At 35.5% G+C, this 23842-nt stretch carries 24 protein-coding genes; 4 read left to right on the forward strand and 20 right to left on the reverse strand.

Features of this window, described 5'->3' with window-relative positions; all coding sequences use genetic code 11:
• Positions 1-65: 65 nt before the first annotated feature.
• Genes FYC62_RS15445 through FYC62_RS15455 form a run of 3 tightly spaced genes read right to left on the reverse strand, consistent with a single transcriptional unit; the run spans position 66 to position 1266 of the window.
• A complete protein-coding gene (locus tag FYC62_RS15445) occupies positions 66-374 on the reverse strand; it encodes a hypothetical protein (RefSeq protein ID WP_149075590.1) in 309 nt (102 codons plus the stop codon).
• A 42-nt stretch (positions 375-416) separates the two neighbouring features.
• Positions 417-983 carry a molybdenum cofactor guanylyltransferase gene (gene mobA / locus FYC62_RS15450; RefSeq protein WP_149075591.1) on the reverse strand — a complete coding sequence of 189 codons (567 nt, stop codon included), beginning with the start codon at positions 981-983 and terminating at the stop codon, positions 417-419.
• A gap of 4 nt (positions 984-987) precedes the next feature.
• A complete protein-coding gene (locus tag FYC62_RS15455) occupies positions 988-1266 on the reverse strand; it encodes a SelT/SelW/SelH family protein (protein ID WP_149075592.1) in 279 nt (92 codons plus the stop codon).
• A 65-nt stretch (positions 1267-1331) separates the two neighbouring features.
• Between FYC62_RS15455 and FYC62_RS15460 the strand changes: the two genes are divergently transcribed.
• Positions 1332-1628 (forward strand): nucleotidyltransferase family protein, encoded by a 297-nt coding sequence (locus tag FYC62_RS15460; protein WP_039452691.1) that lies wholly within the window; start codon positions 1332-1334, stop codon positions 1626-1628.
• On the forward strand, positions 1621-1962 hold the full coding sequence (locus tag FYC62_RS15465) for a HepT-like ribonuclease domain-containing protein (protein ID WP_149075593.1): 342 nt from the start codon (positions 1621-1623) through the stop codon (positions 1960-1962). Before FYC62_RS15460 ends, FYC62_RS15465 begins: the two co-directional genes overlap by 8 nt.
• Here the strand turns inward: FYC62_RS15465 and FYC62_RS15470 are convergent.
• The 12 genes from FYC62_RS15470 to FYC62_RS15525 all read right to left on the reverse strand — a co-directional run bounded on the left by FYC62_RS15470 (position 1959) and on the right by FYC62_RS15525 (position 15621).
• Positions 1959-2465, reverse strand: a complete 507-nt coding sequence (locus tag FYC62_RS15470) for a molybdenum cofactor biosynthesis protein MoaE (protein WP_149075594.1) — start codon at positions 2463-2465, stop codon at positions 1959-1961. The two genes, FYC62_RS15465 and FYC62_RS15470, sit on opposite strands and share 4 nt — an antisense overlap.
• Positions 2425-2658 (reverse strand): MoaD/ThiS family protein, encoded by a 234-nt coding sequence (locus FYC62_RS15475; protein WP_039452690.1) that lies wholly within the window; start codon positions 2656-2658, stop codon positions 2425-2427. Before FYC62_RS15475 ends, FYC62_RS15470 begins: the two co-directional genes overlap by 41 nt.
• Before the next feature lie 8 nt (positions 2659-2666).
• Positions 2667-3131 carry a GTP 3',8-cyclase MoaA family protein gene (locus FYC62_RS15480; RefSeq protein ID WP_149075595.1) on the reverse strand — a complete coding sequence of 155 codons (465 nt, stop codon included), beginning with the start codon at positions 3129-3131 and terminating at the stop codon, positions 2667-2669.
• A gap of 86 nt (positions 3132-3217) precedes the next feature.
• Positions 3218-3421, reverse strand: coding sequence for a radical SAM protein (locus FYC62_RS18210; RefSeq protein WP_149075942.1), 204 nt, complete (start codon positions 3419-3421; stop codon positions 3218-3220).
• 187 nt (positions 3422-3608) lie between these two features.
• On the reverse strand, positions 3609-4343 hold the full coding sequence (locus FYC62_RS15490) for a sulfite exporter TauE/SafE family protein (protein ID WP_039452687.1): 735 nt from the start codon (positions 4341-4343) through the stop codon (positions 3609-3611).
• Positions 4340-5803 carry a rubredoxin domain-containing protein gene (locus FYC62_RS15495; RefSeq protein WP_149075596.1) on the reverse strand — a complete coding sequence of 488 codons (1464 nt, stop codon included), beginning with the start codon at positions 5801-5803 and terminating at the stop codon, positions 4340-4342. The genes FYC62_RS15490 and FYC62_RS15495 overlap by 4 nt, the downstream gene beginning before the upstream one ends.
• Positions 5803-9324 (reverse strand): nitrate reductase, encoded by a 3522-nt coding sequence (locus tag FYC62_RS15500; protein ID WP_149075597.1) that lies wholly within the window; start codon positions 9322-9324, stop codon positions 5803-5805. Before FYC62_RS15500 ends, FYC62_RS15495 begins: the two co-directional genes overlap by 1 nt.
• Positions 9325-9332: 8 nt before the next feature.
• Complete coding sequence (locus tag FYC62_RS15505; protein WP_149075598.1) at positions 9333-10640, reverse strand: MFS transporter; 1308 nt, start codon at positions 10638-10640, stop codon at positions 9333-9335.
• A gap of 393 nt (positions 10641-11033) precedes the next feature.
• The gene (locus FYC62_RS15510) at positions 11034-11909 is read right to left on the reverse strand and encodes an ABC transporter ATP-binding protein (RefSeq protein ID WP_149075599.1); all 876 of its coding nucleotides are present in this window, start codon (positions 11907-11909) and stop codon (positions 11034-11036) included.
• A 20-nt stretch (positions 11910-11929) separates the two neighbouring features.
• Positions 11930-12718, reverse strand: a complete 789-nt coding sequence (gene ntrB, locus FYC62_RS15515) for a nitrate ABC transporter permease (RefSeq protein WP_052176926.1) — start codon at positions 12716-12718, stop codon at positions 11930-11932.
• A gap of 85 nt (positions 12719-12803) precedes the next feature.
• The gene (locus FYC62_RS15520) at positions 12804-14000 is read right to left on the reverse strand and encodes a CmpA/NrtA family ABC transporter substrate-binding protein (RefSeq protein ID WP_039452679.1); all 1197 of its coding nucleotides are present in this window, start codon (positions 13998-14000) and stop codon (positions 12804-12806) included.
• Between the two features lie 19 nt (positions 14001-14019).
• A complete protein-coding gene (locus FYC62_RS15525) occupies positions 14020-15621 on the reverse strand; it encodes an alginate export family protein (protein ID WP_149075600.1) in 1602 nt (533 codons plus the stop codon).
• 578 nt (positions 15622-16199) lie between these two features.
• On the opposite strand from FYC62_RS15525, the gene FYC62_RS15530 reads away from it, so the two are divergent.
• Positions 16200-16838 carry a Crp/Fnr family transcriptional regulator gene (locus tag FYC62_RS15530; protein WP_240534758.1) on the forward strand — a complete coding sequence of 213 codons (639 nt, stop codon included), beginning with the start codon at positions 16200-16202 and terminating at the stop codon, positions 16836-16838.
• A 3-nt stretch (positions 16839-16841) separates the two neighbouring features.
• On the opposite strand, the gene FYC62_RS15535 is transcribed toward FYC62_RS15530, so the two are convergent.
• From FYC62_RS15535 to nirB, 4 genes are read right to left on the reverse strand one after another with little or no spacing between them, the layout of a single operon-like run.
• A complete protein-coding gene (locus FYC62_RS15535; RefSeq protein WP_149075601.1) occupies positions 16842-18017 on the reverse strand; it encodes a molybdopterin molybdotransferase MoeA in 1176 nt (391 codons plus the stop codon).
• 2 nt (positions 18018-18019) lie between these two features.
• A complete protein-coding gene (gene moaCB / locus FYC62_RS15540; RefSeq protein ID WP_039452674.1) occupies positions 18020-18970 on the reverse strand; it encodes a bifunctional molybdenum cofactor biosynthesis protein MoaC/MoaB in 951 nt (316 codons plus the stop codon).
• A 51-nt stretch (positions 18971-19021) separates the two neighbouring features.
• The gene (gene nirD / locus FYC62_RS15545; protein ID WP_081987655.1) at positions 19022-19405 is read right to left on the reverse strand and encodes a nitrite reductase small subunit NirD; all 384 of its coding nucleotides are present in this window, start codon (positions 19403-19405) and stop codon (positions 19022-19024) included.
• A 44-nt stretch (positions 19406-19449) separates the two neighbouring features.
• Complete coding sequence (nirB, locus tag FYC62_RS15550; RefSeq protein WP_149075602.1) at positions 19450-21954, reverse strand: nitrite reductase large subunit NirB; 2505 nt, start codon at positions 21952-21954, stop codon at positions 19450-19452.
• 371 nt (positions 21955-22325) lie between these two features.
• Between nirB and cobA the strand changes: the two genes are divergently transcribed.
• The gene (cobA, locus tag FYC62_RS15555) at positions 22326-23051 is read left to right on the forward strand and encodes a uroporphyrinogen-III C-methyltransferase (protein WP_149075603.1); all 726 of its coding nucleotides are present in this window, start codon (positions 22326-22328) and stop codon (positions 23049-23051) included.
• Here cobA and FYC62_RS15560 read toward each other — a convergent pair.
• Positions 23044-23748, reverse strand: a complete 705-nt coding sequence (locus FYC62_RS15560; protein WP_039452668.1) for an NUDIX hydrolase — start codon at positions 23746-23748, stop codon at positions 23044-23046. The genes cobA and FYC62_RS15560 overlap by 8 nt on opposite strands.
• Positions 23749-23842 lie beyond the last annotated feature (94 nt).

A 23842-nucleotide genomic window follows, 5' to 3' on the forward strand; every position in this document is an offset into this window, starting at 1 on the left:
CAATAAAGAAATTAATAAAGAGTGCTTATCCCTAACTTGCCAAGCACTCTTTCATTAAAAGAATTTTAAGGTTTCTGCGGTTTTAAAGCCGATTCTTTGATATAAATTTTATTTCCTTTACTATCAACATAGTAAATGCGGTCTTTACCATCGCGGTAAACGCTTTGTCCGGCTGGCCCAACTTTATCTTTTATTTGTTGGTCTAGAATTTTTGCGCCGCCTTTTACACCCAGTTCTGCGGTTTTGTTACCAACTTTCTTTGCGCCTTTTTTAATATCGTTTACAACAGTATCTGTTTTGGTTTCTTTTTCTTGGGCAAATGCGGCAATACTTACCATGCCAGCAAAAGCGGTTGTTAAAATTAACTTTTTCATAGTATTTTATTTTAGAGAGCTATCTTCCAAAAGAGATGCCAATTATAAAGGCTGGTTGTGGTTTATGAAGCTTTCTGGCTGTTGTATATCCAATTTATAGGTTTTGCCTTGGTTTAACAAGGCTTGAAAGCTATGTTTAGATGATGCTTGGTATGGATAGTTTTTTAATGCTTTAGCGGTGTAAATGGCGCATAAAGGTTCCCAAAATTGTTGGTTATGGTAGGCGTAATAATCATAATCAGGAAACTGTTGATAGCTTTCTATCAGTTTAGTTAGGGTAGCGGTTTGTAGATTTATCAAATCGCAAGCTAAAACTATAAAGTCTGTTTCAGGGTGTAGTTGATGTGCAGATAACAAGCCGTTTAATGGTCCTTCAACCTCATGCTGGTCTATAATGAAGCTAGCTGGGTTAAAGTATTTCTGATATGGCTCTAACTGTGTTTTATTAATAGAAATAAAGGTTTTAAGGGCAAAAGGTTTAAGTTTATCAGCCATAAAGGTAAACCAAGGCTGTTTATCTTTTAAACTATCATTTAAAATTAAGCCTTTATCGGTCCCCATTCTTTTACTTTGGCCTCCGCATAAAATTAATCCGCTTAAAGATGTCATCAGCTTATTTTTTATCAGAATGACCTAAGCTTTTATCAGGATTTACCTGGTCTCTTATCAGTTGTTTCAGTTCTTTTACTTCTGGAAATCTACCTTCTTTTTTCCTATCAAACAGCTCAAGCTCATTTATGCTGATGGTATATTTACCACTTGTTTCGCTAGGTTTTAGGCTTACGGCACTTACATCATCTGTAAAAGTTGATAAAATTTCTTGTGCCATATAAGCTGCTCTTAACATCCAATTACATTTTGGGCAATATTCTATGGTGATGGTTGGTTTCATTTAAAAAACTATTTAAATTTAAATAATCAAATTGCTGAAATATTATTTGTTAAATTACACAAGATATGCTTACAAAAGATAAAATTTTTTCTGTTCTAAAGGGTAATAAAGCCCAATTGCAAGAATTTGGTGTTTGTAGCATAGGCTTATTTGGTTCGTATTTAAGAAATGAACAGTCTTTAAAAAGTGATATTGATTTATTAATTGATTTTGCTCCTGAAAAAGAGAATTTTGATAATTATATGGCGGCATATGATTTTTTTGAAAGACTTTTTACAGGGGAAAAGGTTGAGATTGTTACTAAAAAAGGATTGAGTAGGCATATTGGTCCAAAAATTTTGAACGAAGTACAATATGTCTAAAGATGTAAATGAATATTTAAGGCATATTCAAGATGAATGTGACTATTTAATATCTGTAATTGTAAATATTTCACTAGATGATTTTTTAGAGGATGAGACTTTAAAAAGAGCTACCGTAAGAAGTCTAGAAATTATTGGCGAAGCATCAAAGAAAATTCCTTCAACATATAAAGATACTTGGTCTTTTATTGAGTGGCGAAGTATGGCTGGAATGAGAGATCGACTTATACATGATTATATAGGCGTAAACTATATCATAGTTTGGGATGTACTTCAAACAAAAATTCCAGTTCTTAAAAAAGACATCTCTAAGATATTAGAAAGAAAAAACTAACCCTCAAATTCATAAACGTGTTTATTGGCATCGCCAGTAATTTTTTGGCAAGAACAATTTCCGCCCCATTCTTTGGTTCCATTGGTAAAATATTCGCATTTCCAAATGGGCGCTTCGTGTTTTATCCTATCAATAATATATCTGTTTGCAGCGTAAGCTTCTTTTCTGTGTGGCGAGCAGGTAATAACCACCACGGCAGATTCGCCAGCCATTACTTTTCCAGTTCTATGCTGCGCTAGGGCTTTAGTTAAATGCCAACGTTTTGCGGCGTCTTCTACAATGCTACATATCATTTTACTAGCCATGCTTTCATGTGCTTCATAGTCTAAATAGTCAACCGTTTTGCCAGTACTATGATCTCTTACTTCACCACTAAATAAGACCACAGCACCCGCTTTAGGGTCGTGGGCTAAACTTAGCAACTGAACCAAATCTAAATCTGTAGCACTCAGAGGAGTTATATCAACCTCCGCTACTTGGGGGAATAACGCTGATTTCATCATTTTTATGGATTAAATGGCTTAAGTCTACAAATTCATCATGTACAGCAAAGCGGCAAAGATTTAATAATGCAGAGGCTTTAGGTTGTTGTTGAGCTAGGTGGGCCTTTACATCTGCAATAGTTTTAAGGTCTTCTTCTAAGAGGAAATCTTTATCGAAATAATCTTTAAGGGCTGCAAAAACTTTTATTTTCATGATGATGTCTATCCTCCAATTTCTAACATACTAAGGCTGCTTCCTGTAAATTTAAGGCTTTGTTTTTGTTTCATGGCATACTGCAACTTTTGTTTTAGAAGCTCTTCTGGCTCCTCATCAGTCATGTAAACAGATTTATTACTGCTTAAACACCCAAATAAATTCCCTTGCGCATCCATACGTAAGCGGTTACAATCATGGCAAAATGGGGTGCTTTCGTTAGCAATTATTCCGAAGAAAAAGCCTTCTTTAGTTTGCCAGTAATTGGCTGTGGCCGATGCTTTTCTAATTACCCTTGTAAATTGATAGTGCTGAGCTATGCTAGCCAAAATTTCATCTTTAGTAAAAATTTGAAATGCTGCTTGCTCATGCAAATGTCCCATGGCCATCAATTCTAAAAACCTGATAGGGATATTTAAATTAAAAGCATATTTTAATAAAGGTAAAATCTCTTGCTCGTTTACCCCCTTCATGATAACGGCATTTAATTTAACGTTTAAACCCTCTTTAATAGCTGTTTCAATACCGTTTAATACTTCTTCTACCTTTTTTCTTTTGCTTATTTTTGGAAAGTAAGTTCATCTATGGCATCTAAAGAAATATTGATACTATCTAAACCCGCATTTTTTAGTTTAGATGCTTGTTTGGCTAATAGAAAACCATTGGTGGTTAAGGTAATTTCTGGTAGGTCTAGCTTTTTAAGTTCATGAATAAGAACATCAAGCTCATGATAAAGTAAAGGTTCGCCTCCGGTAAGTCTTATACTGTCTAATTGTAAGTGTTGATGTAGTTTTGCAACTCTTTTTACAAAAAATCTACCTTTTGTTGAGGTTTGCTAGCTACATTATCGCTGCCCATAGTACAGTAAGAGCAATTAAAATTGCAATGGTCTAGCAGGCTAAGCCTTAGCTTTTTAAACTTTCTGTTGTAGATATCTTCAATCCCCTCCATCACATCAAAAATAAAAGTTTAAAAGAAGCAATCGCTAATACCACGGTTAATAAATATCTGATGGTAGAAATTTTAAAATAGCGACTACCAAAATATGCGCCTGCAAATCCTCCGGCTAAAGCCGAAAAAAACCAAAACCATACCGATGAATCTTGTATTTCTAAAGCTTGTGTATAGCCCAAAAGCCCCGCCATAGAGTTGCAAACAATAAATAAGGTTGAAACCGATGCCGATTCTTTGGTATTAGCCCAGCCCATTAAAATAAGCAACGGACTTAAAAATATGCCACCGCCTATATTCAAAATGCCCGATAATAAACCTAAAAGTGCTCCCCAAATTAAAGCTTTTACCAAAGGAATATCTTTTTTTATTTGAGTTTCTTGGCCGCCAAACCCTAACAGTCTGATGACAGGAAATACCAAAGCTGCGCCTAAAAGGATATGATAAATTTTTGTTTCTAAAACGAATTTTGAGCCTAAAAATGCAAAAGGAATAGAGCTTAGCAAGAAAGGCCAGCATAAATGCCATTTGAAAAATCCGGCTTTGTAAAATTGAATAAAACCTACGCCAGCAACTAAAATATTAAGTAAAAGCACCATGGTTTTATACTGAGCAAGTGGGATAGAAAAAATAGAAAGTACTGCTAAATAACCACTAGCACCACCATGCCCTACAGATGCGTATAAAAATCCAACTGAAAATAAAGCTAATAACAATAAGATTTCTACACTCATACAAATTGCTGTTTTGTTAGTTGAATTTCAACAAAATCTTGTTTTGGAGCATCACAAACAGGGCAAAAATAGGAATCTAAACTGTTAAAACTTGTTTTTGGAGCTATTTCTTGTGCAGGGTCTCCATAGCGTTCATCGTAAATGGTTAAGCAGTTTTTGCATTGATACACGCTGTGTTGTTCTGTTTGTTTAGGCTGCTCTTTTGTTGTCTCTGAATTTTCTATGCCATTTTCTTTGGATTGATAAAATAGGTTACAAATTTCTATCAGCTTAGATGAAAGCTGTTTTAAAACTACGCCATCATGAAAAGTGATATATTCTTTAGCATTTGGATTGAAGTTTTTGGTGTACAAAAGCTCGTATAATTCTTCTCCTTTGTTGTTTTTGCTATTCCTTTTGCGGATAACGATAGCGCTAAATAAGCCTGTTTTGGGCTTAGTTTTGATAGCAAAACATAAACGATAGGTTCTTAAATCGGCTTCTTCAAATTGCTTAACCAGTTCTATTTTTAGCTTTAAAGCTTCCTCGCACAAGTCTTCTACTTGCCAATTTAACTCGTTAGCAGCATGTCTAATATTTATCCTAAATTTATCTAATAGCTTGCTCCAGTAATATCTGTCTTTAATATTGATATTCTTGATAACTATAGATTTCCAACTTGTGGTATAAAGTTGCCCAATTCTTGTTGATTGACAAATCTCGCAAACAGCTTTTAAAAAAGCGATGCTGTATTCTTCATGTCTTCTGTAAATACCTAGCCAAAGCTTATTCTCGTTATATTTATTTAAGCCTTCATAATAAGGTAATTGAAAATCTGTATGAATTAAAGGTTTTTGTATCTCTTGTTGATGAAAATTATGGCTTTTAAGAACTTGGGCGTAAATATCTTCTTCGTTAATTTTTATTTCATCATTACTAAAATCTTGATGGATATAATCTTCTAAAACCAAGCTTAAAGCAGCAATATCTTCAGAGTAAATAAGCGAAGGCCAGCAAAACATATGGTTGGTTTTAGGAAACCTGATGTATAAATACCAGAAATTATTAGTCTCTGAAGCTATAAAATTAAGGTTGCCCGTAAAAAAGGGAATTAAATTTTGGTAATAATCTACAATGTTAATTTTTAGCTTAGGCTGATGATTGAAACCGTCTAATATATCTTTATAAACGCCTTCTGTTAACCATAAAGATGTTTGAAAAATTTCTTCTGTAACGTAAGAGCTTACAATATTTGGAAACTCATCTTGGTCTATTTCATAGGAGATATCATGAACCATAAACCTGTCTTTTAAGTCCTCCAATTCAGTTGCTGTTACCTTAAAAAGAATTTGTTGGCGGTTACCAAATCTAACATTTGCTACATTACACTGTTCTGCAATGGTTAAGATTTCATGTAAATCTCCGGTAGAGACAATGCCGCCTGGTAAGTTTATTTTGATGATATGCGCTTCCATAGCCATTAGATTAGATTTAAAACTTCTTCCTCTTTTTGGGATGCTTCATCGAGGATTTTTTTAACTTCTGCTTTGCAAGAGCCACAACCTTGGCCTGCACCAGTAGCACTACATAAGGCGTTTAAATTTGTACAACCCAAGGCTATTTTTTCTTCTAAATTGCCTTTGCCAACATTGTTACAGCTACAAACCAGTTTACCTTTAACCACTTCTGCTTTTTTACCACTTCTAAGTAATTGCATTCTTTTTTCGCTTAGTTCTATTTTATTAGCAATAAGCTCTTTAAACTCTAGAAACTCTGTTTTATCGCCAATAAGGATAGCACCAACTAGTTTATCTTGTTTGATAATACATTTCTTATAATAGCGCTTAGCTTTATCGATAAAAACTATTTCTTCGTAAGTTTCATCTGGGCATTCTGGTAAACCAATACTACATAAATCAAAACCATGAATTTTTATCAAGTTCATGCTGGTGCTTCCGCTGTAATAGCTGGCAATATCTCCGTTTAAATAATTGGCAACAATAGTAGCTTGTTGTTCTGCGGCAGCGGTAATGCCATATAGGCTTCCGTTAAACTCGGCAATTTCGCCAATCGCATAAATGGCAGGGTCATTGGTTTGCAAATAATCATTAACCACAACGCCTTTTTTGCAATTTAAATCACTTGCTTTAGCTAGCTCTATATTAGGGGATGTACCAATTGCTAAAATGATAGCATCACAATTTATTTTTCTACCACTTTTTAAACCAATGGCGGTAAGTTTAGATCTTCCGTAATACAATTGTACTTCATCATCATAATAAATATCGCAACCTAAGTCTACCATTTCCTCGTGTAAAAGCTGACTGCCCAATGCATCTAACTGTCTACCCATGAACCTAGAACTTCTTTGGATGATGGTAATTTTAACGCCTATCTCTCTCAAAGAAGCAGCCATTTCTAAACCTAGCAATCCGCCGCCATAGATAGCCACATGGGCATTTTTAGGGATATGATTTTTAAAATTATCAGCATCTGTACGGCTTCTCATGGTAAAAATACCCTTTAAATTAGGTAAGTTTTTAGGAACCGATGCCCGGCTACCTGTTGCCATGATGAGGATATCATAAGGGGTTTTTCTGCCCAAACTATCTAGCACTAATTTCTGCTCTCGGTCTATTTTTTCTACACTTACACCACGGTGAAGCCTAATTTTATAATCAGGTTCTTCTTCATCTGTCATCTTAACCAATTGCTCCCAGCCTTGCTCACCACTGATATAGTCTGGCAGCATCACTCTGTTGTAAAAAGGGAAATTTTCTTTGCTAAAAATGGTTATGGCATCTTCTTGGTTTATTTCTCTATAAGCCTTTACAAAGCCAAAAGCACCTGCTCCGGCACCAATAATAACTATCTTTTGTTCTGGTTTTTGATATTTGGTAACCTTAACAGCACAATACTTAAAATCTGGCTCTTTAGAAATAGGGTCTAGCAAATCATTGGTGATATTATTTGCTCGGTTTAAATCATTTCCAAGGATTTTGCCCCAATGCATAGGCAAGAAAACAACACCAGGTTTTATGGTATTACCAATTTTAACTTTTGCTCTTACTTCTCCTCTGTTAGAAGTAATTACGGCGATATCATCTTCTTTCAGTTGTAATTGCTCTGCATCCTGAACATGAATTTCTAAATAAGCTTGTTTAATATGCTGATTTAGCTTATTTACTTTACCTGTTTTACTTCTGGTATGCCATTGGTCTCTAATACGGCCAGTGGTTAAGATAAAAGGAAAATCGGGATTTGGTTTTTCGCTAGTTAAAGTATCTGGTACTGCATGAATAATAGCTTTTTGTGATGGTGTATAAAACTTTTTATCCTCAAAAAGTCGCTTAGTGTCGTTTTGTTTGTTCTTTTTATAGGGCCATTGAATACTTCTATGCGCTTTTAAAATAGTGTAGTTTAAGCCAAAAATATCTATGTTGGTGCCTTTGGTGAGTTGAGTATGTTCTATAAATATTTCTTCTACAGTATTGTAGTTAAAACTATCATAGCCCATTTTTTGAGCAAATTTGCAGATGATTTCAGCATCAGGCAAAGCTTCTCCGGGTACATCCACAGCTTTATGTAGGTAGGTAATTCTGCGCTCAGAATTTGTCATGGTACCTTCTTTCTCTGCCCAGGCTGCTGCGGGTAAAACAACATCAGCGTAAGCTAAAGTTTCTGGTTTATTGCTTATTTCTTGTACCACTACAAATTTAGCTTTCTTTAAAGCGGCTTCGGCTTGTCTGGTATTGGGTAGGCTGGTTAAGGGGTTGGTACACAGTATCCAAATGGCTTTCAATTGTCCTGTTTCTAAGGCTTCAAACATCTCTGTTGCCGTTAAACCTGGCTTTTCTTGTATTTCTTTTCCTCCCCAAAAGGATTGTACTTCTTGGCGGTGTAATGGGTTGTTTAGGTTGCGGTGGGCAGGTAGAAGGTTTGATAAGCCTCCAACTTCTCTGCCGCCCATAGCATTGGGTTGTCCGGTTAATGAAAACGGACCAGCGCCAGGTTTGCCAATTTGCCCAGTAATTAAGTTGAGGTTAATCAAACTTAAGTTCTTGTTGGTGCCTATAGCACTTTGGTTAAGCCCCATGGTCCACATACTGATAAAGCCTTTTGCTTCACCAATATATTGTGCGGCAAGTCTAATATCATGGGGGTTTAAGCCACAAATATGAGCCGCTTCTTCTAAACTTTTTTCAAAAACTACAGCTTTGTAAGCTTCGTAACCTTCTGCATGTTGTTGAATAAAATTGATATCAATATAACCTTGTTCTATAAGTAGCCTGCCTATGGCATGGTTAAGGGTAATATCTGTGCCGGGGTTTAACTGCAAATGTAAATCTGCTATGGCACAAGTATCGGTTACACGTGGGTCAACAATAATGATTTTAACATCCGGGTTGGCAGCTTTATGGGCTTCAACCCTTCTCCAAATGATAGGATGACACCATGCTGGGTTAGCACCTGTAACATAAAAGCAATCTGCCAGTTCTATATCATCATAGCAAATGGGTACGCTATCTTCGCCGATAGACATTTTATAACCTACAACAGCGCTGCTCATGCATAATCTAGAGTTGGTATCTATATTATTGCTGCCAATAAATCCTTTTATCAGCTTATTAATGACATAATATTCTTCTGTTAAACACTGCCCCGATGCATAAAAAGCAACCGAATTTGGGCCGTATTTTTCTATAAAAGTTTTAAAAACAGCAGCGCTACGTTCTAAAGCATCATCCCAACTTACTCTTTGTAAGGGCATGCTTTTGTTGTAGCGCATTTGTGGATACAGCAACCTGTCGCTTTTATCATTAACAGTATGGTGCAGGTTTAGGCCTTTGCTGCATAGCATACCTTTATTAGAAGGATGATTTTTATCTCCCTCAACAAAAATATTTCCGTTTTTTTCTTTTTGGATAAGCACACCGCAACCAACCCCACAATAGCTGCAGGTAGAAGTAAGTTGTTCTGCTATTTTTTTTGTTTGCGGCATAGGTTAAATTATTTTGATGGTTTTAAGGATAAGTCTTTAGCATCAACAGCTTGTGTTTTCTCTGTAGAGAATTTGGTAATGAGGATAATGATGGAAACGAGAATGATGATGTAGCCTATGTACTGAAATGCTTGAACATAGCTGATAGATTCTACTTTAAATAAAAAGCCGAAAGCCATACCACCTAAATTTCCGCCGGCACCAACAATACCGCTTACCATCCCTACATTTTTTTCATTAACAAAAGGCACAATGCCATAAGTAGCACCATTAGCCATTTTTAAAAATAATGCGAAGGTTAACATAGAAACAATGGCTAATACAAACGAGCCTGATAAAGCAAATAACACCAAGCCAAAACCTTCTAACAGCAGCATGATAGCTAGTAAGATACCTTTACCTTTTAAGCCGTATTTTAATCCGGTTTTGTCTGATACGATGCCACCCATCGCCCTAGCGAAAATATTCATGAAACCAAATACACCAGCCCAAAAGCCAGCGCTACTTTGCGATAGGCCGAAAGAGTCTACAAAATGAAGAGCGGCTATGTTGTCAAAGGTTATTTCCATACCAAAGCACATGGCGTAAGCTAAAGTTAGAGCCCAAACTCGCCAATCGGCCAAAATAGACCAATCTGTTTTGGCTGCGGCTGATTTTTCTTTGTTTATCTCATCAAAATTGCCTGCCGGAGTATCTTTGGTATATTTCCAGTATAAGAAAGCGGCTACAAGCATCATCAAACCGGGTACAATCATGGCGTATCTCCAGGCTTGGGCATCGGTATAACCGAAGCCCACAATGGCTGCAAAAATTAAGGGCATCACCATATTGGTTACGCCACCACCTAAATTCCCCCATCCTCCGGTTATCGCATTGGCGGTTCCTTTGATTTTTGGAGCAAACATCATAGAGGTATGGTATTGGGTAATTACAAAAGACGCACCTATAACGCCTATAGCTAGCCTGAACAGTAAGAAAGTCTCGTAAGAATCGGCTAAACCAACTAAAAACACGGGTAAAGAACCCAAGCTTAATAACCAAATTGCCGCTTTACGTGGGCCAATAACATCGCATAGCCTACCTATTACTAACCTGGCTATGATGGTAGAGGCTACCGAGGCTATGATAAGGTTACCAACTTGGGCTTTACTTAAACCAAGCTCTGTTCTGATGGTTGGCATTAAAGGAGCTAAACCAAACCATCCGAAGAAACAAACAAAAAACATGAGCCATGTAACATGAAAAGTTCTCATTTGTATACCTTTTATACTAAATAAGTTGAGTTTTTCTAATGGTTTTTCGCTTGATTTTGTCATGATTCTAGTATTTGATAGATTTTAATTCTGTTTTATCTAATAATTTTTAAGTGATTTTAAAAATTATATCAAAAATTTGATATTAAATGTTCTTTTTGTTGATATAAATTTATAATAAGTAATATTTTAAGACAAATTTTTAAACCAAATACTTGAATTTATATGATATTAGTAATATTTAGGTGTTATTTATGTTGGTTTTTGATGATTTTTTAGGACTTGTATTTAATTATTGATGATTTTTTAATCGAAAAACCACCAAACAGGTGTTTTTTATGTAAATAATTACCGGGATGAGTGTTTTATTTGAGTAATTATTCTTAAAAAGCTTTTTTATCTGCCTGAATGGTTTTTTTATTGGCAAAAAAATCAATTTTTTACTATGATGATTGCTTAATAATCAGAAATAGAGAATTTATCTATCAATAAACTCAATAGTCTATCATGTATTTCTTTATATTTTGGATGATGAACGATTTCTTTCTTATTTCTTGGTCTTTCTAAGGGTATGTCCACAATTTCTTTGATGGTTGATGCTGGGCCATTGTTTAAAACCACAACTCTGTCTGATAAAAATATGGCTTCTTCAATATCATGGGTAACCATTACAATAGTTTTATCTCTATTGTCTAAATTCCAAAGTTTTAGAAGTTCTATATGCATAGCGCTTTTGGTTAAGGCATCCAAAGCACCAAAAGGTTCATCAAGCAATAAAATTTTAGGGTTTATAGCAAAAGCTCTGGCTATAGCAACACGCTGTTTCATCCCACCGGATAAATGACCAGGTAATTTATGTTGGTGCTCCCAAAGGTTTACCATTTTTAAGTTCTTTTCAACAATAGCTTTTTTCTCTTCTTTAGAGATGTTTTTAAAAGAAGAATCTACCGCTTCATAGATGTTTTGAAACACCGTAAGCCACGGTAAAAGCGAGTAATTTTGGAAAACAATCCCTCTGTCTGGTCCGGGACCTTTTACCAATTGTTCATTGGCAATTACCTCTCCACTTGTTGGGCTTACCATCCCAGAAATGGTGTTCATTAAAGTTGATTTTCCGCAACCAGAATGCCCAATTAAAGAAATGATTTCTCCTTTTTTAATATCTAAGCTGATATCTTCTAAAGCAGTATATAAACCTTTTTTGCTTTTAAAAGAAACGGTTACATTTTTAATTTTGATAGCTGGTGGTGCTAATAATTTAGCTATTTCTTCTTTGGTTTCGGCCTCTTCAGCTTGTAAAAGATCTAGTTCTTCTTGAGTTAAATTTTTCATCGTTATAAGATTTTAATAGGTTATTTATTTTCCCAGGCAAAAGCCAATTTTAAAGTGTTAAAGAATTTATCTAGTAATAAGCCTACGCTACCGATAATGAGTATGGCAACTAAGATTTTCTCTAAGGATAGGCCGTTCCAGCTATCCCACACAAAAAAGCCAATACCAGAGCCTCCAGAAAGCATTTCGCCGGCAACAATCACCATCCAAGCTATCCCAATAGATAGTCTTAGCCCTGTTATCATGTGGGGTAGGGTATAAGGGATTAAAATTTTAGTAAGGTATTTAAACTTAGAAAATCCAAAAGCTTTGCTTACATTTTTATGGTCTTGCGGTATGTGGGCTACACCAAAAGAGGTATTGATTAAAGTTGGCCATAAGGAGGTAATGGTAATGATAAATATGGTAGCTCCGGCAGCAGCCTTAAAAGCTAATAAGCCCAAAGGGAACCATGCTAAAGGTGAAACCGGACGAAGTATTTGCACAATAGGATCAAAAAGGCGCATCATAAATCTGGATGAACCCATTAATATCCCTAAAGGAATAGCAATTAAACTTCCAATACCGAAACCTAAAAACACTCGCCATAAAGAAGCGGTAAGTTGCAGTCCAATACCTTTATCATTTGGGCCGTAATCATAAAAGGGTTCGGCAAACATTTCTTTGGCAACCTGCCAAGTAGCAATAGGACCGGGTATTTCACTTTCAGTAAGGATGGTTATGCCTTGCCATATCAAACATAATAAGAGCATGCTTGCAGCAAATGAGGCAATCTGGCTGATGGTGTTTTTAACGAATGTATTTTTCATGATGTTGTTTTTTTAAAGAAACCCCTGTACTACACTAATGGGTTTAGGTAGTACAAAAGGGTTTCGGACCTAAACTAAATTTTCTTTATTTTTTGGTAGTTTTTAGATAAGCGCCAATGTTTGCAGGGTCAAAACTTACATCGTAAGTAGTTTTAAAAGGAACCATATCTGGCTGGATAGGCACTTTCATTTCTTTAGCTACTTCAGCAAATAAATCATCAAGCACTAATTTTTCTGCAACGGCTTTGTAATTAGGTTCTGCTTTTAGCATTCCAAATCTTACATATTGTGCCATAAACCACATCCCATGTGATTTTCTAGGAGTGTTTACCAAACCTCCTTTGTAAAAAGTCATAAAGTCGCCTTTATATCTTTGAACACCTAAATCGCAACCCAAATCGCTAGAACCCATTAATCTGGCTTCTATTACAGCCAATGGGGCATTAACATAATAAGGTTTGGTTAGCCAAGTAGCCGCTTTTTTTCTATTGCTCAATACATCAAGCCACTTGCAAGCCTCTATAATGGCTTTCATCATTTGTTTAAGCTCTTGTTTGTTGGTGTTGGCAAAAGCAGCATTTACTACTAAAGCTTTCTCTGGGTGGTCTTTCCAAATATCTTGTGAAGCGATGTGTGTAAAACCAATACCTTGTGATGCTGCAACGCCATTCCAAGGTTCGCCTACAGAGAAACCTTCCATATTATCAACCTTCATGTTGGCAACCATTTGTGGCGGTGGAATAGTAATAATACCAACCGATTTTTGATTAACACCAGCAGCTGCAAGCCAGTTACGTAGCCATATGTCGTGGGTTCCGCCGGGGAAAGTCATGGCAAATGTTACTTCTTTTCTAGCTTGTATTTTCTTAATGGCAGCACCAACTTTAGCTATTTCTTTATATCCCAATAGGTTACAAAAATCTTTAGATAGGGTTATGGCTTGTCCGTTATTGTTAAGCACCATAGCAATTTTCATTTCTGAACCTGCTTTGCCTCCAATACCTGTGTAAACAGAAAAAGGCATAGAAAACAAGCAATGTGCGCCGTCTAGCTCCCCGTTAAGGATTTTATCTCTGATATTTGCCCAAGATGCTTCTTTAGATAGTTCCACATCAAGACCATATTTAGCAAAAAGACCAAGTTCTTTTGCGGCTACTAATGGAGCGCAATCTGTTAAAGGGATAAAGCCTAGTTTTATTTTTTTTGCGCTAACTGTTAAAGAGTTAAGTACTAATATGAGGGCAAAAAATACTCCTAAAAGGTTGTTTATAATACGTTTCATGATATTAAAAGATTTAATGTTATTGTTTAATAGCTGATGGTTTGGTGTACAAGAAATCTGGTTTGATATTAATCATCAAATAGCCAAAATGCCCTGTTTTATTATAATCTGCCGGAGAACCAGGTTGAGCTTTTGCGATAACCATATTGTCTTTGGCTTTCATGATAGAGTAGCCTAGTTCTACCGTGGTAAATTTGTTGAGGGTATAATTGATGCCTAGATCTATTTCTTGTCCAAGTTTTTGAGAGTTGCTATTGGCTAAAGCTTGGGCAGTTTCAAACAAATGATAGTCTGCTATAACATAAAATTGATTGGCTGTAAATTTGGTTTTAAAGTAATAATCTTTTAAACCAGCAGCAGGCGAGCCTGTTGGGGCATAAAAATAATCCATAGTGCCCCAAAACTTATGCGGGGTGCCATATAGTGGGTCAAACCTATTGCTTTCAGTTGTAGGAGTCGTTGTTTTATTGCCCGATAAATAGTCAAAACCAGGACCTAAAGTAAATTTGCCTTTACTGTAATTAGCGCTAATGGTATAATGGTAAGCGTCTAGCTTTTTGCCATCTCTATCATGCCCGTTTTGGTGATAATAAGCCGCTTGTACAGCTACTTTGCCGAAACCTGAAGCATTACCAAAAACAGGTGTAATCATAGCACCAAAGGTGTTTCTGTTATGGGTTCCGTTAACATCAAAAAATCTTCCGTAAACTTTTCCTCCGCCACTATTTACACTATCTAGTCGGTATTTTCCAAACTCATCATGGAAATAAAGTGCTGATATTTTAGTCTGGCCAAATTTTCTGGCTACATAAACACTAGTAAAGTTTTTATAGTCTTGGTTTCCGCCATTGGTATTAGGTGGGTTTGTAAATGTAGGGTTACCTGTTTTAGTACTGTTGCCTGCGGCATTTACTAAAGGTATCATATTGGCAGGTGTAGGCACCAAAATACCATTATTGTTTTTTACATTGGTAGGGATATTAGCAGGCACATAATTGGTTCTGGTAAAGTTTTCATTGTTTTGGTTAAAAGCATAACCAATATCTACCTGCCAGCCTTGGTGCACTACTTTTAGCAAGGCCATGTCAAACCTACGCCCTTGTTGAAGCCAATCTAAATTGCCTAATAAACGGGCATCATCATAAATTAATTCTTGGCGGCCAATTTTTAAAGAAAGGTTGTCAAATAGCTTAAACTTAATGGTCGTATCGGCCTTATTTGCTAAAGTTAAATCAGCCCAGCTTTCATGAAGCATAAAACGACTGCCGTCTGCCTGAGATATGGTAGAGGCGTCTTGCCCCCATACTCTTACATCTTGTGCACTTACGCCAAAAGTTAGTCTTTCCCACTTATAACCAAAATTTAATCTTGTTCTTTGCGAAATAAATGCAGCTGTTTTTGCGCCATTAGGGACCAAATTTGCAAAGCCTTTTCTTACTTCGCCACGAGGTCTTATTTGGCCAGTTAAAGAAAATTGAGCATGCGCTTGCGCCGATGATAATGTTATAAGGAAGATGTAAAGTAGTTTTTGAAAGATTACTTTCTTCCTTTGGAGGATGTTTTTTTGGGGTGTAAAATCTCTGCGACCAGACCTTACACGGTTTGATAAAAATTTATACATTTGTTTAAGTTTAATTTGTGTGAGCAAGTTGACTATTTAGCCCATTAGGAATTGCGACTTCCTGGTGGGCTTTTTGTTTTCTGTTAGTTTGATTTATTCATATTATATATTTTAGATTTTTTTCTACGTTTTAATGTTATAAATATAATATATATAATAAAAATGTGCTAAAAATTTTACATAAAACAGTAAATTTTATATTTTTTGTAATAATTTATACTTAAAATCTTCTCAATTTTACTTTTTTACAATAAAAACATAATAAATATCTAAAAATTTTAATAAAATGTTAGTGATTTTATGTTTTTTATATCAAAAATCCTTATGTTTTTAATATTAAATATTGTAAAATTCACTTAATTAAAAAATTAATTCGATTTTTATGTAAAATTTATAGTCTTTTTTAAGGTTAATTAAAATACTAAAGGTTATTACTTGTATTTTTAGGTTTATTTTGGTGATTTCATAAAATCACGATTAAAAAAGGTATAATGAGCTCTATTTTTTATTTATAAACTGAATTTAATGAAAAAAAGTAAAGTAGAATGTGATTTACAAACTTGTTTTATGTGTAAAATGTGTTTAAAAGAGTGGCATCCGGCTATTCATGCACACAGGAAAACATTTCAAGTAAAAAGGGTGAAAAAATCATTGAAGAAGGAGAACGTGTAACAGGTATTTATTTTGTTTTTGATGGAATTGTTAAAGTACATAAAAAATGGGGCGATAAGGAGTTAATTGTAAGGTTCGCTAATAAAGGAGCTATCATAGGGCATAGAGGTTTAGGTAGTAAAAGTTTAGTTTATCCCATATCGGCAACAGCTTTAGAGGCTTCAACAGTATGTTTTATTGGATTAGAGTTTTTCAACGCTACCTTAAAAGTAAATAACGAGTTTACTTACCAATTGATGTTGTTTTTTGCTGATGAACTGCAAGAATCTGAACGTAAAATGAGAAATCTGGCACACATGTCTGTAAAAGGTAGGGTAGCACAAGCCTTATTTAATTTAGAAGAGCAATTTGGAAGTGCGCCAAACGGAGGCTTAAATATTAGTTTAACCAGACAAGATTTAGCTTCTTACGCTGGGGCTACTTATGAAACTGTTTTTAGAACTATAAATGAACTGGTAGAGCATAAAATATTACGTTTAGAGGGAAAGGATATCATGATTCATGATAGACCTAAACTAGCGGCTTTAACTAATACTATTATTTAAGAATTATTGGAGTGACTTGAAAAAAACGGAGGCTCCTTTTTCTAAATCTGTAATTTCAGCTGGATGCCATGCAACAGCATTTGCTTGTAATCCTAATCTAATATCTCCGGAGCCATTTATAGGCAAATATTGTAGTTCTTTTTGGGTGTTGAAAACAGGAAAAAACTCATCTAATGATGTTTTTCCTTTCCTTGTAAAACTTAAAGGTAACTGTTCATCATGATTATGTATCCCTAAACAAGAAAAAATAAAAGGTTCAACAAAAATCTTAAAAGTAACTAAACAAGAGAAAGGATTTCCCGGTAAGGCAAAAATCATTTTATCATTCAAATATCCGCACCAAATTGGTTTCCCCGGTCTTATAGCTACTTTATGAAAAAGCTTTTTTACACCTAATTCTTCTAAAATTTCTGGTATAAAATCTGCATCTCCGGCAGAAACACCGCCATTTAAAATGATAATATCGGCGCTAAGCGCATCTTTAAGAGCTGTTCTGATGATATCTTTTTCATCAGCAAGATGCTCTGCTTTTATAGGATTTATTCCTAGTTTTCTAAGTAAAGCTTTTAATAAATGTAAGTTGCTATTGTTTATCTGCGTTGCTGATGCTGTTTGATGAACCGGTACAACCTCGTTCCCTGTAGTTAGCACAGCAACTTGAGGCAGTTTTTGTACTTTTAATGTATGTTTCCCTAAGGCGGCTAATAAGCCAATTTTTGCTGTATTAATTTGGCTTTCTTGGGGTAAAACCAATTCGCTTTTTTTTAAATCTTGCCCCTTTTTGGCAATATTTTGATAGATTTTAGAACTGTCAATGTTTAATTTTGCTGTTCCATTTTCAAACAAAATATCCTCGTTACGGATGACGATATTGGCACTTTCAGGAACAGCAGCACCTGTCATGATTTTATAGCATTCGCCACTTTCTAGTTTTTTAAAGCTATCGTCTCCGGCATAAATGGTTTCTGCAATATGGTATGATGAAATACCTTTTTCTAAATCTTGGATGTGGATGGCGATACCGTCCATAGCGGCTCTGTTAAAAGGAGGGAAATCTCTATTGGCAAAAATATCTTCAGCTAAAATACGGTCTAAAGCATCGTCTAAATGCACCTCTTCAGTACCAAAAGATTTTGCTTTTGATTGGATAATTTCCAGCGCCTTTTGGTAAGAAATCATGATTAATGACCTCCGCCTTTCATCATTTTTCTGGCATGGAAAACTGCTGGTAATATAGCCTCCAGAGATTCTCTAGCGCCATCTGTACTGCCGGGTAAAGTTATAATTAAGCTATGAGAGATAGAACCCGCTACGCCTCTACTCATCATAGCTAGTGGAGTGCGTTGCTGACCAAAACTACGCATGGCTTCGGTTATACCATCGGCATCTCTTTCTAAAATTTCTTTAACAGCTTCAACGGTATTGTCGCGTGGGCCTAAGCCTGTTCCGCCAGTGGTAAATATAAATTGGATGTCTTGTTTTACCCAGGCTAAAATAGTTTCTTGAATTTCAGCTTTATCATCAGCAACTATTTGATAATCTGTTATATTGGCGTTTACCTTGCTAAGCATTTCTTTGATAAGTAGGCCGCTTTTATCTTCTCTTTTACCTGCTGCTGTACTGTCTGAGCATACTAAAATAGCACAAGTAGGAGAGGTAGCGAAGAACTTTTTCTTATCGCTTTTTCCGCCTTTTTTATCTAGTAGTTTAATTCCTGATATTTCCAATGCTTTATCAACAGGCTTTAGCATATCGTAAATTTCTAATGCTGCCACAGAAACGGCTGTTAAGGTTTCCATTTCTATACCTGTTCTGCCAATAGATTTTGCTTCGCCATAAATGATGATGCCACTTTTGCCCGATAAAGACTGGTTAAACCAATGTTGATGAAGTTCTGGGTTTAAAAATTCAAATTTTAAATCCATGCCATCAATAGCAACGGGGTGGCAATGTGGTAACAATTGTGGTGTAAGTTTGGCGCCAATAAACCCAGCTGCTTTAGCAACATCAAATAGGTTTCCTTTCGGAAGTTGTTCGTCTTTAATAAGAGCAATAGTGGCTTCGGAACAAAAAATAGCTCCAACTGCGGTTGCACTTCTTAAGGTTATTTGTTTGCTGCTGATATCTCTCATGCTGCTATGGCTTTGCTTCAAAGGTAAGCATAGCTTTAAATTATTTATGCTTTAATCTATACGGATATAAACTTTACCTTCTTCAATTAAAACGGGATAAATTTTAATAGAATAGTCATCGCCGCTAAGGCAATCGCCACTTTTTAAAGAGAAAGTTTTTTTATGGAAAGGGCAAGCAACCTTAGGTTCACAATCATGTCCGGTGCTGCCTATCATCCCTCTAGATAATGCCATTTGCTGCTTATGCGGACAAAGGTTTTGTGTGGCATACCACTCTCCTCGGCGGGTAAAATTGAAGATAGCTATTTGCGTGTCTTTATATTTTACACAAGCTCCGCCATTTTGTGGAACATCATCTGTATAACAAGCAAAAAATAAATTTTCAGAAACTGCTGTGGTTTCTATTTGATGATTTAATTCTAATATCTCGCTCATAATTTTGGTGTTTAAATCTTTGTTTTTTAATCTGTTATTGAAAATTACCAAGCCTCTGCTTTTACTTGCTCTCGCATTGGGGCAAATTTTACGGTTGGGTCTTTTTCCTCTGGAGCATTAACAAAGTGTGCAAATCTTTTTTTCATTTCTGGGTTTTCTATAGCAGCTTTCCATTCGCATTTATAGGTATCTACATGGTAATGCATAGCGCTTTCTAGTTCTTCGGCAATGCCTAAACTATCATTCACGATTACATTTTTGAGATAGGTAATGCCGCCTTCCATTTTATTTAACCAAGTTGCTGTTCTGGTTAACGGATCGGCAGTTCTTACATAAAACATTAAAAATCTATCTAGGTATTTGATACAGGTTTCTTTATCAATATCTGCGGCAAGCAATAAAGCATGCTGAGGTTTAGAGCCTCCGTTGCCACATACATATAAGTTATAGCCTTTTTCTGTAGCGATGATACCAAAGTCTTTAGATTGCGCTTCGGCACATTCTCTGATACAGCCAGAAACACCACCTTTAAGTTTATGTGGCGAGCGTAAGCCTTTGTATCTATCTTCTACTTCTATAGCAAAACTTACACTGTCTTGTAAACCAAAGCGGCACCAAGTGCTTCCTACACAACTTTTTACGGTTCTTAAAGATTTTCCATAAGCATGCCCGCTTTCAAAGCCGGCATCAATAAGTTCTTCCCAAATGGCTGGTAAATCAGTTAAATGAGCGCCAAATAAATCAATCCTTTGGCCGCCAGTTATTTTGGTATAGAGGTTATATTTTTGAGCTACTTGCCCAATTACGATAAGTTTTTCTGGTGTGATTTCTCCGCCTGCAATTCTAGGAACAACAGAATACGTTCCTCCTTTTTGGATATTAGCCAAAAATCTATCGTTACTGTCTTGAATGGTGTCTTGTTTTAGGATTAAATCATTCCAAACGCCAGCTAAAATATTAGCGATAGCTGGTTTGCAAACCTCGCATCCATCGCCTTTACCAAAATGATCTAAAGCGGTATCATAATCTTTAATTTTATTGAGCTTGATAAGATCTAGCAGTTCTTGTCTAGAATAATCAAAATGTTCGCAAATAACGTTTTTGATGTATACGCCATTTTCTTGCATGGTTCCGGTAATTAAATCTTTAACTAAAGGAACGCAACCACCACATCCGGTACCTGCTTTAGTACATTTTTTTATGTCGTCTATAGAACTTGCTGTTCCATCGCTTACGGCACCGCAAATCATGCCTTTGGTTACAGCCTCGCAAGAGCAAATTAAAGCATCGTCTGGTAAACTCATCACGCCAGCACCACCATCAGTTTCTCCACCGCGGCTACCCAGTATTAAATCTTCTGGGTTTGGTGGTAGTATAATTTTGTTGTTAACCGTTTGTAATAAGATATTGTAAGCATCAGCATCGCCAATAAGAATACCACCAAGAAGGTGTTTTCCATCATTGGTGATATTTATTCGCTTGTAAATACCTTTATGAGTATCCTCAAAAACAATGGTTCTACCTTCGGGCTCGGTAACAAAGGCATCGCCAAAGCTAGCTACATCAACACCTATTAGTTTAAGTTTGGTGCTCATATCAAAGCCATAGAAATACTTTTCTTGCTGACAGATATTTGCAGCAACAACTTCGGCCATTTCATAACCTGGGGCTACTAAACCATAAATCATGTCTTTATATAAAGCGCATTCGCCAATGGCGAAAATATTAGGGTCGCTGGTTTGTAGTTTTTCGTTAACTAAAATTCCACCTCTGGCACCAACATCTAAGCCGGATAGTTTTGCAAGTTCATCTCTAGGTCTTATGCCGGCAGAAATAACTAGCATGTCTAACTCTAGTTGCGTGTCATCATTAAAAGCAAGAGCTTCTATTTTACCATCGCCAACAATTTGGCTAGTACTTTTATTAAGATGTATTTGAAGATCTAATTCTTGAAGTTTATTTTGAAGAAGTTTGCTTCCTGCGCTATCAACTTGTCTAGGCATTAATCTGGGGGCAAATTCTATCACGTGGGTTTCTGCTATACCTAAATCTAGCAGTGCTTTTGCTGCTTCTAAGCCAAGTAAACCACCACCCATAACAGCACCTTTTTTTGCTTTTAGTGCGTAGTTTTTCATCAGCTCTAGGTCTTCTATAGTGCGGTATACAAAAACACCTTCTTTTTCTACACCAGGTATGTTTGGTACAAAAGCAGAAGAGCCTGTTGCTAGAACGAGGTAATCATAAGGTTGTAAAATGCCTTTTTGAGAATGAACGGTTTTATTTTGTCTGTTGATTTCTAATATAGGATCTGATAAATGTAATGTTATGTGGTTCTCTTGATACCAGTTTGCTGGCGACATGCTGAGGTCTTCAGCGGTTTTTCCGTTAAAATATTCGCTTAAATGTACTCTATCATAGGCTCTTCTTGGCTCTTCGCCAAAAACTATAAGATTAAACTCATCTGATTTGGCAATAATTTTCTCGCAAAACTTATATCCAACCATTCCATTGCCAATAATTATGATGTTTTTTTTGTGTTTTGCGTCCATATTGATATAAATTAAATTTTATTAATGTAAAAGATGATATAAATCATGCTTTTTGCTTAAACAATTATAAAAAATTAATATAAATGTTTTATAAATCATATAAAATTTAATAAAAGACTAAAAAAAGTATTAAAATTGTGTCATAAATTTTATGTTTTTTAAAATAACACATTATTTACTATCAAAATATTAAGTTAAACAGCTTTAAGGTGTTGTGTTTAACTGCTTTTTGGTATTTAATTTTGATTTTTAATCTTTTTTTATTGAAAATTTGATTTGTGAGAGATAATTTTTTTGATTTTTTAAAGTATTGATAATAATTTCTAGCAATACAATTTTATTTATAGTTTTAAACGTTTTTATTTTAGTAGATGAGTGCGTTACTTCCCCAATTATATGTAGTAGGAGCTGGTCCGGGCGACCCCGAATTGCTTACCGTGAAAGCTTATAAGTTATTACAAACCGCTAGTGTAATATTGTATGATAATTTGGCAAATAAGGCGTTATTAGAACTTGCTCCTCAAGATTGCGAATGTATTTATGTTGGTAAACAGCCTTATGGCGAGTATACTCCGCAAGAGCGTATTCTAGAATTGATAAAAGAAAAAGCTTTTGAAAAGGGAATGGTTATTAGGTTAAAAGGCGGAGACCCTTATATATTTGGTAGAGGATTTGAAGAAATTTTATTTGCCAGAACACATGGAATAGAGACTTTTTATATCCCTGGAATAAGCAGTATGCAGGCACTTGGTTTTGAGGATATTCCTTTAACACACCGCTCGGTAAGTGAAAGTATTTGGGTAGTAACCGGAACTAAAAAGGACGGAAGCTTATCAGCAGATTTAAAACTAGCTATGCAAAGTAACGCCACAGTAGTAATTTATATGGGGATGAAAAAAACTACTGATATAGCACTTGCTTATGTAGAGGTAAATAGAGGTGATACCCCAGCGGCTATTGTGCAACATGCCTCTTTACCTCATAAGAAGACCGTTAAAGGCAAAGTGAAAGATTTATCTGCTATGGCAGAAGATGCGAAAATTACCCACCCGGCATTAATAATTATTGGCCAAGTAGTGGCTTTAAATCCTATTTAAGTTCTGTAGGGTTTGATATAAAATGGAAGAAGTTTTCGAACTTGCTTTTGTAAGTAGCTTTATCTAGTTTATAATAAAAAGCGCCTTTTTTAGAATTTAGCTTGTCTTTTTCTTGTTGTTTGATGATTAAACCCGTTGAGAATAATTTCCTACTGAAGTTTCTTTTATCTAATGCGGTATCAAATACCTGTTCGTACAATGCAAGAATTTGTGGAATGGTAAATTTTTCTGGTAATAACTCAAATAATATAGGGTGTAAAGCAGCTTTATACCTGATCTTTTCTTTTGCTTTTTTAACCATCTGGTTATGGTCAAAAATTAAATCTGGCAATTGGTTAATCTCAAACCACTCGGCATGGTAATCATTACTCAATTGCGTTTCATATTGATGAATATCTACCAATGCATGGTAAGCAATACTTAGGGTGCGTTCTATAGGGTCGCGGTGAATATCACCAAAAACCTCAGTTTGTTCTAAATAAACATTTTCTAATCCTGTAAGCTGCTTTAGAACTCTATTTGCGGCATTTTCTGGGGTTTCATCGGGCTTTAAAAAGCCACCCATTAAGCTCCATTTACTCTTTTCGGGTTCAAAATCACGCTGTATGAGTAAAAGTTTAAGCTTTTCTCCATCAAAACCAAAAATAATACAGTCTACAGCAACCAGTAGACGGGTTTGTTTAGAATATTTTTGCATGCAAAGTACTTGAAGCCATAAATCTACTAAGAGAAAATGATTTGTTCTATAATTAATTATAATTGTGAAAATTACATTTAATATTTTTAATATC

The sequence above is a fragment of the Pedobacter aquae genome (assembly GCF_008195825.1).
GTDB classification, from domain to species: domain Bacteria; phylum Bacteroidota; class Bacteroidia; order Sphingobacteriales; family Sphingobacteriaceae; genus Pseudopedobacter; species Pseudopedobacter aquae.